Source organism: Synechococcus sp. L2F, from assembly GCF_024345695.1.
GTDB lineage: Bacteria > Cyanobacteriota > Cyanobacteriia > PCC-6307 > Cyanobiaceae > MW101C3.
This window is the reverse complement of sequence record NZ_JAGQBP010000001.1, coordinates 636,920-651,484: the sequence shown is the minus strand read 5'-3', so window position 1 is coordinate 651,484 and position 14,565 is coordinate 636,920. Positions and strand designations below refer to the sequence as shown.

Here is a 14,565-nt window from a genome sequence, read left to right as displayed (position 1 = left end):
GCTTGACTCTGGCTGCCTGCGACTGATTGGCTTCCAATGCCGTCAGACGCGGCTGGCTGCGCTCGGAAAACTCGGTTTGCCGAACGCCAACCAGTCTGCGTTGCTCAGTATGCGCCGCGGTCTCTCGGGAAGAGGACCACGCCCACAGTGCGCAGAATGATCGAAAGATCGGCGCGGAAGCTGCGGTGGCGGGCATAGGCCACATCCATCCGCACCCGTTCGGCGTAGCGGAGATTGTTGCGCCCCGACACCTGCCAGAGGCCGGTAATCCCGGGCCTTACTGCCAGCACCTCATTCATGCGGCGCCCGTAGCGCCTGAGCTCGTCCCTGACGATCGGCCGGGGACCCACCACGCTCATTTCACCTCGAAGCACATTGAGGAATTGGGGCAGCTCATCAAGGCTGGAGCGACGCAGAAAGCGGCCAATCGGTGTGATCCTGGGATCGGCCTTGAGTTTGAAATCCTTGCCGTATTCGCGTTTGAGTTCAGGGGATTGCTCGAGCAACGCCTGAAGCATGAGGTCAGCATCTTTACGCATGGTGCGGAATTTGATGCAACCGAAATCGCGGAAGCCCCGTCCGATGCGCCGCTGCACGTAGAACACCGGCCCAGGCGAACTCACCTTTACTAGGGCTGCCAACATCAGGAACAACGGGCTACCGAGCCCTAGCACCGCCAGCGAAAAGACGATGTCACCGGTCCGCTTGACCACCCGGGATGTGGTGCTCTGGGCTTCGATCAATTGCGCCGCGGTGGGCCGATCGCGGGAAGTCGGCACGGCAGTGAGTGCGGATCTCCTGCCTGGCAGCGGGGTGATGGCGGAGGAAGTGGCGGACAGGGCGGCGGAGTGGGAAAGGGTGGAAGGGGTCGCTGATGCGGACAGGAACGGTGGCAGGGTGGCGGGTCTGTAGGGGTTGCTGCTGGCGTTCACCATCTCGCCCCTTGGTGTTGAAACTCTAAAAATCGTTTTGTTCTCCCACAAGCCAGCAAGGTCACTCAGACCAGAGGCACAGCCAGGGCCTCTCAGCACCCTTGAGGTCCACAGTTCTGGACGCAAACTGCCGCACGACGCAGCGCCCTGCTCACCATGGGGCTCTGTTCAACTCTGAGCGATGCTTACCTTTGCGCGCTCTGGCAAGCCGCTCGGCTCCGGCAGGCTCAACTCAGAGTGTGCGTTCCCCTGGAGCCGTGGCTCAGCCCTGGGGCCATGGAAGGGGCTGACGGCCCTGACTCAGGCGGACCCCGTGCTGCTGCCAGTAGCGCTCCAGTAAGCCCAGCAGCCGCTCCCGGAAGCGCTCGGGGGCGAAGGTCTCGGCCCATGCCCGTTGCCGCTCGGGCGGGAACCGGGACCAGAGGCGTTGCTGTTCGAACTGCTCCAGGGCTGCCACGAGGCTGGAGCTGGTGGGCGCGTCGAACAACAGGCCGGTGGGGTGCGCGCTGCCGCTGTTGAGGCAACGGACACTGTCGAGCAGGCCCCCCTGCCCCAGACCGATCACTGGCGCTCCCGCCGCCATGGCCTCCACCGGCGCGATGCCGAAATCCTCCAGGCCGGCATGCAGAAATGCTCGGCAGCGACCCATCAGGCCGTTCACCTCCTCCTCCGAACAGCGCCCGAGGAAACGCACGCTCGGACCCGCCAGCTGCTCCAGGCGCTGCCGTTCCGGCCCGTCACCCACCAGCCACAACGGCAGACCGGTGCGGTTGAAGGCCTCCACCATCAGGTCCACCCGCTTGTAGGGCACCAACCGGCAGACGGAGAGATAGAAGTCGTCGCGGGGCAGATGGCAATCGAAGCGATCGACCGCCACCGGTGGGTGCAGCACCGCACTACGGCGGCCCCAGTAGCGCCGGATGCGGCGTGCGGTGAAGCGGGAGTTGGCGAGGATCCGATCGACGCGACCGGCACTGACCACGTCCCACTGACGCAGTTGGTGCAGCTGCCAGCGCAGCAGCGGCCCCAGCGGACTGCGGGCGATGGCGGAGCGCGACAGGTAGGCGTGCATCTGGTCCCAGGCGTAGCGCACCGGGGTGTGCACGTAACTGACGTGCAGCTGTTCGGGGTCGGTGAGCACGCCCTTGGCCACCAGATGGGAGCTGCTCAGCACCAGCGGATAGCCCCGCAGGTCGAGCTGTTCGATCGCCAGGGGCAGCAGGGGCAGATACTGCTGCACGTGACTGACCCCCCAGGGCAGTTGCTGGATGAAGGAGGTGCGGATCGTGCGCCTGTGCAGCCAGCTCTGGGGCCGGCGGCTTTCCCCGTCCACAAGCGCGAACAGGTGCGGATGCAGCAGGGCGTCCATTTCCTGGACCACTAGCTCCGAGCCGCCCACGGACCGGGGGGTGAACCACTCGTGAACGAGAGCGATCTGGTCGGGCACCCTGGGCATGGCGGCACGGTAGGCGCTCCGATGGCCTGCGAGGTCACGAAAGCTCTCAGTGGATTGCCATCCCTGCCGCTGGTCTGGATGCTGAACCCAGTCCATGGTCGCCATGCCGATTCGCGATCTGCTTGAAGACGCCCTCGAGGAACCCTCGATCGGCGAGACCGACTGCTTCCAGTGGCATGCCACGGCTGTAGGCATCGCCGCGCTTTGGCGAGCGGGACAACCGCCAGCTGTACCTCCCTTCGAGGTGGCACTGAAGGAAGGCCTGCTGGTGGGTCTGGATCTGAGCCGGGAGGAGCGCGAGTTTCACCAGCTCCGTAAGGGCCTGGTGCTGCTGTTCCATTCCTGAGGCCTGCGGAAAGCTACCGAGTCATTTCTCCGTCGGCGCAGCCAGCCGGATTGGTCTTAGTGCTCATAAGCCGGGGCTACCACGACACTGTTGCGTCCGCTGCGTTTTGCCGTGTAAAGCGCTTTGTCCATGCGTGCCAGGAAGGTATCCGCGTCGTCTTCCTCAAGGTGCAGCGAAGCGACTCCGAGACTCATGCTCACCGAGGTGGCAACATCTCCGCTAGAGATCCTTAGCTCCTGCACTTTGAACCGTAAAGATTCAGCGATCACCAGAGCTCGGTCCTGTGGGCAGTCAATCAACAGGATCACAAACTCCTCGCCTCCATAGCGAAAACAATAGTCAGTCGCCCGTATGCCGGTGCTGACCGCATGGGCTACGGCCTGAAGAGCTTTGTCTCCAAAGGGGTGTCCGAAGCGATCGTTAATCTCCTTGAAGTGATCGATATCAAGAAGAATCCCCGTCAAGGGATGCTGACTTCGCTTGGCTCTGGCCACTTCCTCTCCTAAACGCAAATGAAAATCACGCCGATTTCTGCAGCCAGTGAGCGCATCTGTCATGCTCAGCTCGGCCATCTGATCGCGAGAGCGAGCGAGCTCAAGCGTAAGCTGATTGATTCGTTGAATTCGCATGTTGATCAGATTGATCATTGTGGCGAATTCGCTGATTGCGGTTACCGCCAAGGTTGGCATCAGCATGCTCGATTCTCCTGAGAGTTCGGCCCGTGGCTCGGATGTCAATGGCTTCAATAGCTTCTGTATTTCATTCTCAAACATCCTGGCAAGCTGTTCGGTGATCAAGACCCCCACAAGCAACAACAAGCCAAGAAGGCCAAAAGTATGCAAGGATTCCCTCTGTAGCTTCCTGATGAGTGGGGCCGCTGGAGAGACAACGCGTGTGATCACCTCATTGGAGGCAAGGGGAGAAGTCCCTTGGGAATCCTGATTTAGCATTTGAACTTTTGTTTCCCAGTAGCTATTCAGTAGCTTCATGAGGGGAACATCGCCGTCTTGAGGGATCAAGATCGTGAGTCCATTCTGAGTGATGAATTTTGCGCTGCCATTCAGGTACTGGTGATCCAGGATGTGGAAAAGAGCTGGGTTTGAATTGACTCTGCTGACTTTGGTCTTGCTGTATTGGGTGGTGACTTTGCGTTCTCTTTCAATTGCAACGCGCTCTCTGCCAATCCAAAAATCTGATCCTTTGTCTTTCAAAAAGGAATCGGGAAGGGATCGGGAGGCATGAGCAATGTTGACCAAGTTGTTCAGTTCATCGCGTTGCGAGACTTTGACGAGTTGATTCGCAGACAGCCCCCATGTGATCAGTGAAGGCGTGAGCAAGGAGAGAAGGCCAAAGGCGAATATTGCCGTTCGTATGGAAACGCTCTGATCCGGCCTTGGTCGGATCCACAGCCGATAAACCAGGACCAGCAACACGGCCATCAAGGTATTGAGGACCCCATTGACGGCCTGTTTGAGAGCGATAAGGGTAGTAGGGGTAAGATCAACTCCCAGGAATAGGTGATAGAAAACGAATGTAAGTGGGATGCCAGCAAGAAGCCAAAACGTCAGATCGTGAAGGATGATGCGATCGTTGATAACGCGTTCCTGGGCCTTGGACTCCCTGTTTGTGGCAACCGATAGCCAGGTGATTTCAAGAACATAAATAATTGTTCCCCACGGATGCCCCCATGTGGCCCAGGTGACAAGTGCTGCGAGCCCGCCGATGGCCAATCCCCACCACTGCTGCCAGATGAGGAGTGCAAGAACGGCAAAGATCGAGCCAAAAAAGATATGAATGCCAATTGTAATTGGAACATTGATTAGGGTGCCAAAGATGGCCCCCCAGAGGAGTATGGCAAAGGCCGGGATCGTGGGATGTGGTTGGCGGGCCGGCAAAAAGTGTGTTCCGGAAGGAAATGGCTCCAAACTTAATATACATGCTTAATGATTGATGCGCCTGCCAAGTTTCGTATGGATCGTTACTGGGCCTCTTCTGCCGGCTGATTTTGTGCGCTCGCTTGCCTCCTCAGGAAGGCTTGTATGCCGTCAACAGGGCTTGTTGTTCGCCCTGTCCCCCGAAGCGCCTCTGCCCGTGAGCGCGTGCCTATGACCATTCCCTGAGAATGTGATCGGTGGCCTCCGTCAGAATGGAGAAACATGTCTCTTGGGCTTTCTGATGACCCCATCTGCCCAGTTCTGGAGCCACAAGCCCTGGTGGTGCCAGCCTTGGTCGATCGTCGGCACCGGCCTTGCTATAGGCGCGGCCAGCCTTGTGCTGCTGCCTCGTTGGTGGATCTCCGCACCGGTGGTGGCCGCCGTACTGGCGTGGTGGTGGCTGTTCCTGGTGCTGGTGCCTGCTGCTGCCGAAGATGGCCAGCTCATGGACGCTGGTGGTGTGACTGATCCGGGCGTCAATGAATCCCCGGACCTGGACCCGTGACCGGGTGTGACCAGCGGACGAACAGCTGTGGAAATGGCAACCGATCTGACAGCAGGGGAGTGCCCAGACCCTTGAATAGGGTGTCTCTCATGGCGCTAACGCAGGGACCCTGCCGATGGCGATCCGCATGAGCCCTGATCAGAGAACGACACCATGAGCTACGAACCGGGTACGAACGAGTGCCGGTTGCTGATCGACAGCAAAGCCCAGATTGAGCTGGCTCTGGCCAGCCTCGCCAAACTCGAGAACACTGATCACATCCGCCTGCAACTGCTGGCGGTGTACAACCAGCTCGAAGGCCTCCACGACCTCAGGCGGGCCAAGCGCCCGGGGCCGATTCCTGCTGGAGCTCTCCCGGATGAAACCGATTGACAAAGTCCTCCAGGGGCATCGGGCCGCAATGTCGGCTCCAAATGGACTCATCCTCGGAGCGCGACCACATCGAGATCCGCAGGGGCCAGCGGCCTGAGGCCCGGAACACGATCCGATAGCGGTAGAGGCAGCCAAGACAGTGATCAGGGGAGGGCACGGGCTCTCCTTCCCCATAGCGACGCAGAAAGCCCGTGAGCAGCCCACCGCCGCCGCCTCCTGCTCCTGGGTGTTCGGCTTCGCCGTCGAGGCTTGCCGTTTCCAACCGCAGAGCAGCGGCGGCCGGGTTGCCCGCGTGGGGCAGGTGCAGATGAAGGGCTCCCCAGCCAGGGAATCCCAGGAAGGAAAAAACGGCTCGGGTGGCCATCACGGCATGCGCAGAAGATCCACCCCTCCATTTCCCGCCCTGTCCCAGGGGATCGCGCGCCGGTGCTCCTCCTGTGCGTTCGTTCTGCTGCCGGGGGGGTTGGCAGGCCTGCTGGGTGCTGCCCTGCTCACTGGCTCGGCTCCCCCAGTTCCCTCGCCGCCGGCGTTGGCGGGTCTGCTGCGGGTGGGCTGGCCGGTATTGGCCGCCGACAGGCATCTGCGCAGGCTCGGCTGGCGCCCGGCCCCCGGGCGCCAGCCGGATGCGCTTGATCGCAAGCTGGCCGGCAACAGCCTGGCCAGCCTGAGTGACTGCTCGGGCACGGGCCTGGGTTTCTGCCGCTACGACTACCGCCGCGATGCCGTGAACCTCAGCGTGATCACGCTGCCAGAGCAGGCGATCTTGCGGCAGGTGATGCCGGCGCAGAAGCTGATCGAGGCGGGACAGGTTGAGCCGAAACCGCCAGGTGCAACAGGTGGTGCTCGCGTGGTGCGCTGGCTGCATGCCGATTCCGGGCGCACCTGGGGGCTGTGTCCCGGCAGCGAGCTGCCTCACCGGCTGGTGTCCTGCCCCGAGCCCTGAGCTCGCTCCTGCCGCATGGGCCCTGGCTTCACAGCGCCTGCGATGATCGCCTCAGTGGGGACGGCGGAGATGATTCCGGAAAACAAGCGCCGGCCGGCCTGGCTCAACTGGCTCTTCCTGCTGGCGTTCCTCTGGTCGTCGTGGCAGCTGGCCGGGCTCTGGCTGGCCCGGCTGAGCTGAGGCGGAGTCAGGCCAGAGCCCGGCCAGTCCTGTCCAGACCGGCCGCTCACGTCGATGCTCAAGTGGATTCGTCGGCAGGATCAGCCCCATCGCCCAGTGCCTGCCTCAACCGGCCCAGCAACACCTCGGTGGCCTGCTCCTGGCTGAGGCCGCGGCCACAGGCGGCATCCCGCCAGCTCCGGCTGGCCTGGATCAGTTCCTCCAGCGGACCTGCTCCAGCCCGCAGCGCTTCGAAGGCACCCAGAAGCCGTGCGCGCTCCGCCGCATCGGGGTCGCCGCAGACGATGTACTGCATTCCATCGCTGCCGGTGTAAAGCAGCGTTCCATCAGGCCCCAGTAACGGCGCGGTGGCTGGAATCGCCGGAGTGGGATCGGCCCCGTCCCGTTCCTGCAGATCGTCTTCCCATGCATCGCCATTTTGGTCATCGCCATCGGGGGCTTCGCCATCGGGGAGATCGGACGACCGGGGTGGGGACATGGGGAAGGCAGCAGGGGGACAGCGGTGCGGAGGCAGGCAGTCGATGGTCTGCCCATCATCACCGCCCCGTCACGGCCAGGAATCAGCTCGCCTGACGCGGGTTCAGCGAATGCCCCGTGAAGCGCACACAGAAACCGGTGGGCTCGCCGGTGACCAGCGACACGTCGCCGCCATGGGCGCGGGCGACCCGCTGGGCGATCGCCAGGCCCAGGCCGCAGTGCCCGTGGCCGCCGCGGGCCTGATCGAGCCGTTGGAACGGTAGGAGGGCCTGGGAGCGCTGGCTTTCGGCGATGCCCTTCCCCTGATCCCAGACCTCCATCTCGAAACCCTGCCGCGGCAAAGGGCGCAGCCGGAGCCGCACCGGCGGCTCCCCGTAGCTGAGGGCGTTGTCGATCAGATTGGCGACGGCCCGGCCCAGGGCGATCGGTTGCACCCAGGCCTGCACGGGGGTCAGGTCGAGCTCGAGCGGGCGACCGTCGTAGCGCGCCGCCAGTTCCGCCAGCAGCTCTTCGAGCGGCACCTCCACGGCCAGCTCGCTGCCGCCGCCGCCAGCGAACAGCAGGAACTGGCCAGTGATCCGCTCGAGATCGTCGAGATCCGCCTCCGCTTTGGCCCGCTCGCTACTGACCAGATCCGGTCCCTTGCCCAGCGACAGGCGCAGCCGCAGGCGGGTGAGCGGACTCTTTAGATCGTGGGCAATGCCGGCCAGCATCGTGGCCCGGTCGCGTTCGCTGTTGTCCAGCCGTTCGAGCATGGCGTTGAAGTGCCCTGCCAGCCGCCGCACCTCCGGCGCTCCCCGCTGGGAGAGACGATCCGGTTGCGTTTCCAGGCCGACGCGGCCGAGCGCCCGCTCGAGCTGCCGCAGAGGCCGCTGCACTTCGAGCAGCAGAAACAAGGCGCCCGCCATGATGCTGCCGCTCACCAGCGAGAGTGTGACCAGCTGCGGATCGGGCGGCCAACCGAGCTGGGGACGGATAGCGGCATAGAGCCACACCGGCTCCAGCGGTGAGGCCAGCTCGATCCACACCCCGCGGTTCTCGCCCTCGGTGGGTACCACCACCGGACAGCGTGGCAGGCGGCGGCAGAGTTCGAGCTGCAGTTGGGCGGCCTGGCGGTCGAGCAGGGCATCGCTGGCCTGGCCCTGCCACCAGGGCCGACGCCGCGGCCGGGGTGGTTGCCCCACCCCGAGCTGCAGGCCGCTGAGCTGGGAAACCGTGGACGGTGGAAAACGCTCCAGTGCCAGCTCCGAAAGGCGCAGATTCAGGGCCACCTGCGGACCCATCTGGTCGATCTGAGAGCGGCCGAGGGTGGAGCCGAGCAACATCTGCAGCAGCAGCAGACTGAGCCCCCAGCCGCCGAGAAAGAAGCCCCCCAGGCGCCAGAGCAGCGCCGCCGAACGCAGGGAGGCCGCCATGACTCAGCGGCCCCGCGGGGCCCCATCCGGCACGAACACGTAGCCGTAGCCCCACACCGTCTGAAGGTAGCGAGGGCGGCTGGCATCAGGTTCGATCAGGCGGCGAACACGTGACACCTGCACGTCCATGCTGCGGCTGTCGGTGTCGCTGTCTGGACCGCGGGCCAGTTCGATCAGGCGTTCACGTGACAGTGGGCGGTGGGGATGCTGCACGAAAGCGGCCAGCAGGCTGAATTCCCCGCTGGTGATCGTGATGCTCTTGCCTTCCCGTTCAAGCGTTCGCGCCGAAAGATCCAGCACGTTGTCGCCGAATTCCACCAGCTCACCGCCGGCCACCGGAGTGCCGGCCGGCAGGTTGCCGCGGCGCCGCAGCACCGCCTCGATCCGGGCGGTGAGCTCCCGCGGCAGGAACGGCTTGGCGAGGTAATCATCGGCTCCCTGTTCAAGGCCGATGATCCGGTCCACGGCCTCGCCCTTGGCCGTGAGCATCACCACCGGCAGGTCGTCCTGGTTGTCGCGCAGACGGCGCAGCAGGGTGAGCCCGTCCTCGCCCGGCAGCATCAGATCGAGCACCACCAGATCGGGGCGCTGGAATTCGAGGCGCGCGATCAGCTGGCGGCCATCGTTGAGGCAGCGCACCTCGTAACCCTGATCGGTGAGATAGCTGCTGAGCAGCTGGCGAAGTTCGGGGTCGTCATCCACCACCCAGATGGTGTGGGCTCGGCTCATGGCTGGGAGAAGTCCCGTTCTGCACCGACTGTATGGAGGAATGACCAGAGCAAGCCTGAGGACACGGGCGAGGGACATGTTCAAAGATGACCCAAGCCGGGAACGGTCGGATCCGGTCATGGCTTGCTCAGAATCAGCTGGCTCGCGGTCACCCCATGACGCCACCTTCTCCATAAGGTGCTCGCATGCCACGGCCAGGCCCTCGATCCCGCCCCCAGCGCGCCGTTGTTCTGGCGCGATGCAACCCTGCGGCGCAGTGGCCCATGGTGCGCCTGCTTTCCCTGCTTGCCTTGTGGTGCCTGGTGGTCAGCCCCGCTGCGGTGCAGTGCCAGGAGACCTTGCAACTGCTGAGGTATCAACAGAAGCTGGAAGCCTGGTTTCAGCGGCTGGATCGGGATGGCGATGGCCGCCTGACCCCGGCCGAAGTGAGGGGACATCCGTTTCTGGAAATCAATTTCAATCGGCTTGATCAGGGCCGGCGGGGGTACTTACTGCCCTCGGACTTGGCCCCGAACCAGCGTCACTTCCTCGGCAACCGCCTGCAGGACACCTTTCGGCGCGCCGACACCAACCGCGACGGCCAGCTCAGTCCTGCTGAGGCGGCGGGGTTCCCATGGCTGTGGCGGCAGTTCACCGAAGCGGATCGCAACCGCGATCGCAGCGTTTCGTTGGAGGAGCTGTGGTGGTTGCGCCGTTCACTGTCCCCAGGACATTGACGCCGGCAGGATATGAAGGCGGTTTGCGGGTTAGTGCGGCGGTCGCGTGGGCGGACGGATCGTGGTGAGCTTGGCCATGGCCCGGCCCATGCCCGGCGGTAGCCGCAGGCTGTTGCCCACACCCGGAACCAGCAGGCGCACCAGCCGGAACACTCCGTTGCCCATCAACCACAGGGCACCGACGGCCAGCGCCACCACCACCAGCAGGCCCAGCAGCTGGGCCAGCCCGGCGAGCAACTGCAGCAGGCCCAGCCCGATCTGGCCGAGGCCAGCGAGCACGGCACTGATGACCTTGCTCACCAGCAGAAGCGAATCCAGCCGAGAGGGAAGTTGCAGCAGCGCCACCAGCAACCCCAGCCCGATAGTCGCGTTGAGCAAGGCGAGCAGGCACTCGCGCAAGGTTGAACGGGTGCGTCGCTTGCGAAACACCTTGCGAACCGTCTTGGGGGTGAACCCGGGATCGGGTTTGCGGTTCATCGCCACAGGCTCAGGTGTCGAAGGAGTACCCAGCGCCTCGCATCCAGCGCTCGAACTCAATCAACACCAGTTCGTTCGGACAATCCACCAGGCTGAGCCCTTCCACGGTGCAGTCGCCCTGGCCGCCGTGGTGAAGCGACAGGTGGAAGTCCTTGCCGCTGAGGCCGCACACTTCCGGATCGCTGCGCACCACCACATCCAAGGAGGCTCCGAGGCGAATCACGCGGCGCCGCAATTCCGACCAGCTCTTTGTCATCGGGCAGTGTTCAAGGCTTGGTTCTTTCCTTCAACGGATGGGATCCCGCCGGCGGAGTGTGCCAGTTCCGGCCATGGGACCTAGCCGTCTCCCCATGTGCCGTTGATCACACATTGAAAGAGTAATGGGTGTTCTGGGGGCCAGGTGTTGGGATCGCAACGCTCGGTGCTGGTTCAGGGGGCGGTTTGGGCCGGTGGGGTCATCGGTGCACTGGTGGCGGCCGGTCGGGTCTCTCCTCCCGGGGCGACAGGCTTGGGCAGCGGCACCAGCAGGCTGAGCGAGGAGGTGATCACCAGCGCTGCCAACCCTGCCGCCGGGGAGAGCAACCGTCGCCGCAGCGGTACCCGCTCGAGGATTTCGCGGCGCTGCAGCGGCAGCTCGGTGGGAATTGTGAAGCCGAGCTGCACACGTGGATCGAGCCGCAACTGGTCGAGGCAGCGCACGAGATCTGCCAGCTCGGCGTCGTCGAAGTCGAGTTCGAGGGGAGGCGTGTCCGGCTGGCTGCTGAACAGCCGCAGGCGGTGCCGGCTCTGTTCGCCAGAGCCGAGGGGCTCGATCTGCACCGGTGAACCTTCACCACCGAAGCGGCGCGGCACCCCGCTCACCAGGTGGCGGGCATAGGGCAACACCACGCTCAGCAGGGCCTCAAGGTGGTTGCGTTTTCCCTCCAGCGACGGCCGCCCGATCAGGTCGAGTTCCCAGCCCGTCAGGATGCCGATCGCATCGCCGTCCTGGGAGGCGGACAGATCCGGAAGGCCATCAAGGCGCAGGCGGCAGCTTGTCTGCTCGTAGCGATAACTCTGTTTCATGCCGCGGCATCCATAAGGCTGGCCTTGAGACGGTCAAATCCCCCCGCGCCGGCGCCGAGGGCCAGACCCTGCACGAGCTGAAGACGGCGACGGGCACCCTCCGCGGGGTCAAGGAGCTTCTGAACCCCCCCGCGGCGGGGGTTCAGCCGTTCCCGCACCAGCTCCTCGAGGCGCTGGCGGAACAATTCCCAGCGCTGGACGCTCACCACATCCGGCTCAGACGATGACAGCAGCTGGCGGAGCATGGGATAGATGCGCTCGGCGAGGGCGCACAGCACCGAGATCAGCGCGTCGGTTTCGGTTTCGCTCAGTTCGCCCCGGCGGCAGGCCAGGCGCAGTGGGTTGTAGCAACGCCGTTTCCACAGCTCCACCCGGTTGGGGAAGAGGTCGCCGAAGCCCAGCTGGCGGGCCATGAACACCATCGCTTCCCCCCCGTTGAGATCGAGGGCTTCCACGCTCAACAGCATCAGATCCAGCCGTTCCAGTCCGCGCCGGTTGAGCCGGCTGGGGGATCGGGATTCAGTCAGGGTTGCATCGGCCATGGCTGCGATGATGCCAGCGCCTGAGCCGATCCGTCATCCGCCCCCGCCATGGCCGCCCTATCTCCTTCGCTCGAAAGGGCACAGCCGCCCGATCTGCGCCAGCTGGTGCGAGACATTCCTGACTTCCCCAAGCCAGGCATCCTGTTCCGGGATCTCACCCCGTTGATGCGTGATCCGCTCGGCTGGCAGGAGGTGATGCGCCAGCTGAGTGAGGTGTGCGAGCGGTTGCAGCCCGAACTGATCGTGGGGATCGAATCTCGCGGCTTCATCGTGGGCACTGCCCTGGCCACCGTGGTGGAGCTGGGCTTCGTGCCGGTGCGCAAACCCGGCAAATTGCCCGGGCAGGTGCGTGGCGTGGATTATGCGCTGGAGTACGGCACCGATCGCCTGGAGATCCAGCACGATGCCCTCGCCGATGGCGCTCGTGTGCTGATCGTCGATGACCTGCTCGCCACCGGTGGCACCGCCGCCGCCTGCGCTCAGTTGGTGGAGGAGGCCGGTGGGGCGCTCTGCGGCTTCGGGTTCGTGGCCGAGCTGGCCGGCCTGGAGGGCCGCCGGCGGCTGCCCGGTGGACATCCGGTGGAGTCGCTGATCATTTACAGCTGAGGGACGGCGGCAGGTCTGAACCGTCCTTAATCCTGGCTGTCCTGCCAGCCGAGCACCTGATCGAGCTGCTCCAGGCTGATCAGCCCGAACCGCCAGAGAATCACCGGCAGCGGCGCCTGCTCCAGCTGGGCCTGCTTGACACCCAGGGCCAGGGCGTTTTCGCTCAGACCCAGCTCCCGGCGCAGGTAACGCACCAGCGCGGACGACGGCACCGGTTGGGGGGAGGTGCTCTTCACCATGGCCCGGAAGGGAAGCACCGGCTGGAGTTCGCTATCACTCTGACCAGCGCGCCAGTAGCTGGCAAGGACCGAGGGTCATGGTCCGGAGACTGAGGCGCCGCAGCAGCGGCAGCCGGCCCAGCAGGCCCAGGCCGATCTGGCGCACGCTGCGCTGTGGCCACTGCCGGTTCGAGAACAGCCGCACCAGGGCGTCGGTGGCCAGCAGGGTGAGCAGCACATCGGGCCAACGGCGACGGCCGTAGGCCGCCGGCAGCCGGCTGAGGCGCAGCCTGCCCCGGGCGGTGCGGGCCGCCAGTTTGTGCAGCACGGCCACATCTCGCCAGCAGAGGTTGAGGCCCTGCCCCCCCACCGGGTGGCAGCGGTGCATGGTCTCGCCCACCAGCACGGTGTTGCCCCGGTGAAAGCCCCCGCTCAGCTCCAGGGCGGCGGGGAATGCCCGCGGCGCGTCCAGGAGAGCGTCGGCCTGCAGGCCATCGGGCAGGGCGCCGGCCAGCCGGTCGAGAAAGGCCACGGGGTCGAGGCTCTCCAGCCGCCGCATGCGCTGGGCCGGGCCGCTCCACACCAGCTGAAAGCGATCGCCGCCCAGGGGCAGCACGGCGAAGGGGCCCTCGGCGCGGAACAGCTCCCAGGCCTGATCGCTGGCGGAGCCGCGCAGGCGCACCCGCACGCTCAGACACGACTGGCTGTAAGGAAGGCGCCAGTGGGCCAGACCCAGGCCCTGACGGGTGGAGGAGGCGGCGCCCTCGGCCGCCACCAGCAGATCCACCGGTGTCTGGCTGCCGGGGCTGCCGAGCGCCAGCTGCACGCGCCCATCACCCTCCAGCCGCCTCAGCAGCAGCTCCATCAGGGGCGTGTGGCGCACCACCCAGCCCACGGCGTCGCCGCTGGAGGCTGAACATGTGGACGCCGGGGCGGTGGAGGGTGACGCTGCCCGGCGGCCGAGATCGCGGGCGGTGAAGGGCACCTGTAGGCCCAGCTCGAGGTCGTGGAGTTCCAGGGCTCGGAACGGCGCCAGCGCCGGAGCGAGCTCCTCCCACAGCTGCAGGCGCTCCAGCAGTCGGCGGCTGGAATGGGTGAGCGCGTAGGCGCGGTTGCGGGCCAGCAGCTGGCTGGCGGTGAGCGGATCCTCCAGCTCCACCTGCCAGCCGGCCTCGGCCAGGGCCAGGGCGGCCAGGGCGCCGGTGGGACCGGCGCCGCGGACCCGGGCCTGCAGCTCGCTGGTCAGATGGTCGGAATGCCGGTCCAGGGAATCGCCCATGAAAAAGCCGCAGCAGGATTCTGCTGCGGCTGGTTGAGGGGTCGTGGCCGGTGATCCCCACCGGCCCGTGCGGGCCGGCGATCAGCCGATGCCGAGCAGGCCGCGGGTGAAGGCCTCACCGCCGAGGGCGAATTCAGTGGCGAGCAGGGCGATGAAGCCGAGCATGGCCATACGGCCGTTGAGTTTCTCGGCGCGCTCATGGAAGCCCCAGCCGCTCTCGGCGCTCACCACTTCCATGCGGGGCTCGGTGGCGAAGGCATTGAGGCGGCCGCCGTCTTCGGTGGTGACGGTGGCGCCGCGAATGGTGGCGCGCTCAGTGGCGGAGACGGGGGCGGTGGTGGTGGCCTGGGCCATGGGGCTCCTCGGTGGTGAT

At 65.2% G+C, this 14,565-nt stretch carries 20 protein-coding genes; 7 read left to right on the top strand and 13 right to left on the bottom strand.

The features are described 5' to 3' along the window. Positions 1–104: 104 nt before the first annotated feature. Entirely contained in the window at positions 105–935 is an 831-nt protein-coding gene (locus KBZ19_RS03215; protein ID WP_255099737.1) for a sugar transferase, read from the bottom strand. Between the two features lie 259 nt (positions 936–1,194). Continuing rightward, positions 1,195–2,388, bottom strand: a complete 1,194-nt coding sequence (locus tag KBZ19_RS03210; RefSeq protein ID WP_255099736.1) for a glycosyltransferase — start codon at positions 2,386–2,388, stop codon at positions 1,195–1,197. Positions 2,389–2,491: 103 nt separating this feature from the next. Between KBZ19_RS03210 and KBZ19_RS03205 the strand changes: the two genes are divergently transcribed. Continuing rightward, positions 2,492–2,734, top strand: coding sequence for a hypothetical protein (locus KBZ19_RS03205; RefSeq protein WP_094510467.1), 243 nt, complete (start codon positions 2,492–2,494; stop codon positions 2,732–2,734). Between the two features lie 56 nt (positions 2,735–2,790). Here the strand turns inward: KBZ19_RS03205 and KBZ19_RS03200 are convergent, their stop codons facing one another. Then, on the bottom strand, positions 2,791–4,659 hold the full coding sequence (locus tag KBZ19_RS03200) for a GGDEF domain-containing protein (protein ID WP_255099735.1): 1,869 nt from the start codon (positions 4,657–4,659) through the stop codon (positions 2,791–2,793). Positions 4,660–4,909: 250 nt separating this feature from the next. Between KBZ19_RS03200 and KBZ19_RS03195 the strand changes: the two genes are divergently transcribed. The 4 genes from KBZ19_RS03195 (at position 4,910) to KBZ19_RS03180 (ending at position 6,668) form a co-directional block, all read left to right on the top strand. Next, the gene (locus KBZ19_RS03195; RefSeq protein WP_233132723.1) at positions 4,910–5,173 is read left to right on the top strand and encodes a DUF6737 family protein; all 264 of its coding nucleotides are present in this window, start codon (positions 4,910–4,912) and stop codon (positions 5,171–5,173) included. Between the two features lie 153 nt (positions 5,174–5,326). Next, the gene (locus KBZ19_RS03190; protein ID WP_094510356.1) at positions 5,327–5,545 is read left to right on the top strand and encodes a hypothetical protein; all 219 of its coding nucleotides are present in this window, start codon (positions 5,327–5,329) and stop codon (positions 5,543–5,545) included. 463 nt (positions 5,546–6,008) lie between these two features. After that, positions 6,009–6,488 (top strand): hypothetical protein, encoded by a 480-nt coding sequence (locus tag KBZ19_RS03185; RefSeq protein ID WP_255099734.1) that lies wholly within the window; start codon positions 6,009–6,011, stop codon positions 6,486–6,488. 42 nt (positions 6,489–6,530) lie between these two features. Next, positions 6,531–6,668: a hypothetical protein gene (locus tag KBZ19_RS03180; RefSeq protein ID WP_158217395.1), complete on the top strand. Its 138-nt coding sequence runs from the start codon at positions 6,531–6,533 to the stop codon at positions 6,666–6,668. Between the two features lie 58 nt (positions 6,669–6,726). Here the strand turns inward: KBZ19_RS03180 and KBZ19_RS03175 are convergent, their stop codons facing one another. The 3 genes from KBZ19_RS03175 to KBZ19_RS03165 all read right to left on the bottom strand — a co-directional run bounded on the left by KBZ19_RS03175 (position 6,727) and on the right by KBZ19_RS03165 (position 9,289). Then, entirely contained in the window at positions 6,727–7,146 is a 420-nt protein-coding gene (locus tag KBZ19_RS03175; RefSeq protein WP_094510357.1) for a hypothetical protein, read from the bottom strand. An 82-nt stretch (positions 7,147–7,228) separates the two neighbouring features. Beyond that, on the bottom strand, positions 7,229–8,560 hold the full coding sequence (locus KBZ19_RS03170) for an ATP-binding protein (RefSeq protein ID WP_094510358.1): 1,332 nt from the start codon (positions 8,558–8,560) through the stop codon (positions 7,229–7,231). Positions 8,561–8,563: 3 nt separating this feature from the next. Then, positions 8,564–9,289: a response regulator gene (locus tag KBZ19_RS03165; RefSeq protein WP_094510359.1), complete on the bottom strand. Its 726-nt coding sequence runs from the start codon at positions 9,287–9,289 to the stop codon at positions 8,564–8,566. A 263-nt stretch (positions 9,290–9,552) separates the two neighbouring features. On the opposite strand from KBZ19_RS03165, the gene KBZ19_RS03160 reads away from it, so the two are divergent. Continuing rightward, a complete protein-coding gene (locus tag KBZ19_RS03160) occupies positions 9,553–10,005 on the top strand; it encodes an EF-hand domain-containing protein (RefSeq protein ID WP_158217396.1) in 453 nt (150 codons plus the stop codon). Between the two features lie 30 nt (positions 10,006–10,035). Here KBZ19_RS03160 and KBZ19_RS03155 read toward each other — a convergent pair whose 3' ends face one another. The 4 genes from KBZ19_RS03155 to KBZ19_RS03140 all read right to left on the bottom strand — a co-directional run bounded on the left by KBZ19_RS03155 (position 10,036) and on the right by KBZ19_RS03140 (position 12,089). Then, positions 10,036–10,482 (bottom strand): hypothetical protein, encoded by a 447-nt coding sequence (locus tag KBZ19_RS03155; RefSeq protein WP_198948199.1) that lies wholly within the window; start codon positions 10,480–10,482, stop codon positions 10,036–10,038. Positions 10,483–10,492: 10 nt separating this feature from the next. Then, positions 10,493–10,738 (bottom strand): hypothetical protein, encoded by a 246-nt coding sequence (locus tag KBZ19_RS03150; RefSeq protein ID WP_094510361.1) that lies wholly within the window; start codon positions 10,736–10,738, stop codon positions 10,493–10,495. Positions 10,739–10,911: 173 nt separating this feature from the next. Continuing rightward, positions 10,912–11,547, bottom strand: a complete 636-nt coding sequence (locus KBZ19_RS03145; RefSeq protein ID WP_255099732.1) for a DUF4335 domain-containing protein — start codon at positions 11,545–11,547, stop codon at positions 10,912–10,914. Then, positions 11,544–12,089 (bottom strand): DUF3038 domain-containing protein, encoded by a 546-nt coding sequence (locus tag KBZ19_RS03140; protein WP_255099731.1) that lies wholly within the window; start codon positions 12,087–12,089, stop codon positions 11,544–11,546. The genes KBZ19_RS03145 and KBZ19_RS03140 overlap by 4 nt, the downstream gene beginning before the upstream one ends. A 48-nt stretch (positions 12,090–12,137) precedes the next feature. Between KBZ19_RS03140 and KBZ19_RS03135 the strand changes: the two genes are divergently transcribed. After that, positions 12,138–12,695 (top strand): adenine phosphoribosyltransferase, encoded by a 558-nt coding sequence (locus KBZ19_RS03135; protein ID WP_255099730.1) that lies wholly within the window; start codon positions 12,138–12,140, stop codon positions 12,693–12,695. Between the two features lie 26 nt (positions 12,696–12,721). Here the strand turns inward: KBZ19_RS03135 and KBZ19_RS03130 are convergent, their stop codons facing one another. From KBZ19_RS03130 to KBZ19_RS03120, 3 genes are all read right to left on the bottom strand, one after another. Beyond that, positions 12,722–12,934: a DUF2949 domain-containing protein gene (locus tag KBZ19_RS03130; RefSeq protein WP_094510365.1), complete on the bottom strand. Its 213-nt coding sequence runs from the start codon at positions 12,932–12,934 to the stop codon at positions 12,722–12,724. 34 nt (positions 12,935–12,968) lie between these two features. Continuing rightward, positions 12,969–14,192 (bottom strand): FAD-dependent monooxygenase, encoded by a 1,224-nt coding sequence (locus KBZ19_RS03125; RefSeq protein WP_255099729.1) that lies wholly within the window; start codon positions 14,190–14,192, stop codon positions 12,969–12,971. A gap of 81 nt (positions 14,193–14,273) precedes the next feature. After that, positions 14,274–14,546: a high light inducible protein gene (locus KBZ19_RS03120; RefSeq protein WP_094510367.1), complete on the bottom strand. Its 273-nt coding sequence runs from the start codon at positions 14,544–14,546 to the stop codon at positions 14,274–14,276. Between the last annotated feature and the right edge of the window lie 19 nt (positions 14,547–14,565).